Origin of the sequence: Yersinia sp. 1252 StPb PI (assembly GCF_048593885.1) — a bacterium.
GTDB lineage: Bacteria > Pseudomonadota > Gammaproteobacteria > Enterobacterales > Enterobacteriaceae > Yersinia > Yersinia enterocolitica_E.
In genome coordinates this window covers 1-1,897 of record NZ_JAZGQE010000339.1, presented here as the reverse complement: position 1 = coordinate 1,897, position 1,897 = coordinate 1, and the positions used below count along the sequence as shown (strand labels likewise).

Sequence of the window (1,897 nt, the reverse complement as noted above, 5' to 3'; positions counted from 1 at the left end):
AAACCTTGGTTTAGGCGACGCAGCAAAACAAGGGGTTGCGACTAACGCGCAAATGGCAGCCGGTACCGCAACAAATTTACTGCCAACTGTCGCGGCGGTCATGAGTTTATTTAACAAACGGACGTTCACAGCGAATGACTATATTCGAATCCCTGATGTGCCAGGTGGGCTAATTGTGCAGTGGGGGCTGGTAACGTCAGGGGCCAGCGGCGATGCCCCATGGATTTACCCGACGCCGTTTCCAAATGCGCGCTTGGGTACGTGGGGGATATTTCACCGTTTTGGCGTTGCGGGTACGGATTTTCCGACTATCTCGTTTAACAACATTTCAGACCCCACACCGAAAACTCTGACCAATTTTCACTTACGCGCCAATGGCGTAGCGGGTGCCTTTTCAGCATTTGTATTCGCAATAGGAAACTAAAATGACAACTGCTTATTTTTCACCATCATTAAAATCATTTATTCCTGCTGCATGGAAAGAAGATGGAACTTACACCGAGGATTCGTGGCCCGTTGATGCAGTTTTGGCGACAGACGAGGAAGCCGCGATGTTCTGGAGACAGACACCGCCAAATGGGGAAATGCTAGGCGTCATTGATGGACGTCCTGAGTGGGTAGATTTACCCCCTCTTACTCATGATGAGTTAGTCGCTAATGCTAATGCTAAAAAGAGCCATTTAAAAGCGATTGCTGACTCAGAAATTAGCTGGCGACAAGATGCTGTTGATGGTAATTACGCCGAAGGTAACGAGGCAGCAGAGCTTGCAGCGTGGAAGAAATACCGAGTGTTATTGATGCGAATTGATACATCAAAAGCACCGAATATTGAGTGGCCGTCAATGCCGGAATAGTTAATTAACCGGGCATACAGCCCGGTAATTACTAATTACTCTGGTGCTAAAGGCCACTCAACATCTGGCACGGCAGAGGCATTAACAACACTCAGCTTTTATTACTTTGTTGTTTGCATCTCAAACTTTGATAAATAATCCATGTATCGCGGATCGCTTTCTTCTACTTCACCAAGAAATTTATAAACCTCTGGAGATTGTGGGCTAGCAAATGAAGCGACAATTTCCGCTTTTGTCTCATCTCTAAAGTTTACGTAAATCATCACGACCCCTAAAATTCATATTTTGAAATGTAAGCGCTTGCTGTTAATGAACCGCTGGCGCTAAGTGTTGAATAATAAACATTCTGACCATTTACATCGATGGAGTAATTACAATTCATGTCACCAATCGAGGGAGCGCCGTATCTCGCAGATTGACGACCAACACTGCTGGCGCTACTGAATAGATTAAACTCTGTATAGTTACCACCTCCGGCGGTAGCAATAAGAATGTTTACAATCCCTGATATTCTTTTCGTATTCGGTGGAACTATTGACGATATAGACGCAATGGTTGTTGCCGGTGTACTGGAAGTAATAGTGAACGCCGTTGTAGATTGAATCGATATTGAGCGATTGACTTGCTCACCGGGTATGAATTTACTTGCAACAATACGCCACACACTGACAAGTGCTGATGCAGTGTAACCAGTTGGCATTACCCCGCTGCAAATTTCAGGGGCCAATACTGATGTGGTATTAACTGCCAGAAGTGCAGATACTTGAGTTGTTGGGTTATAAATCGCATACAGTGCAACGAATCCAGTTACAGGAACAGTGCCGATATCCATCCCGCCCGCACCTGTTGTTGCAAGGTTAATCGTCTTACTGAAACTGCTCAGTTTATATTGCAGTCCTCCCAGCGCAGTTTGAACAATCAACTCATCTGCTGTGAAAGTCGCCGTGGCAAGAGTTACTGGAATACTCATTTTTGCATTTCTAGATGTGCCAACAATACCCGTAAGGTGCGGATGATGTGCGACGTCGCCCAAACCAAGGTTT

Annotated in this window: 3 protein-coding genes and 1 pseudogene; 2 read left to right on the top strand and 2 right to left on the bottom strand. The window is 45.5% G+C overall.

All coding sequences use genetic code 11. The features are described from left to right. On the top strand, positions 1–424 hold a 424-nt coding region (locus tag V2A85_RS23350; protein ID WP_420072518.1), incomplete at its 5' end, for a gp53-like domain-containing protein. 1 nt (position 425) lies between these two features. Next, a complete protein-coding gene (locus tag V2A85_RS23345) occupies positions 426–854 on the top strand; it encodes a tail fiber assembly protein (protein WP_420072517.1) in 429 nt (142 codons plus the stop codon). A 101-nt stretch (positions 855–955) separates the two neighbouring features. On the opposite strand, the gene V2A85_RS23340 is transcribed toward V2A85_RS23345, so the two are convergent. Continuing rightward, on the bottom strand, positions 956–1,117 hold the full coding sequence (locus tag V2A85_RS23340) for a hypothetical protein (RefSeq protein WP_420072516.1): 162 nt from the start codon (positions 1,115–1,117) through the stop codon (positions 956–958). An 8-nt stretch (positions 1,118–1,125) separates the two neighbouring features. Continuing rightward, positions 1,126–1,897, bottom strand: a pseudogene (locus tag V2A85_RS23335) (hypothetical protein); the annotation flags it as partial.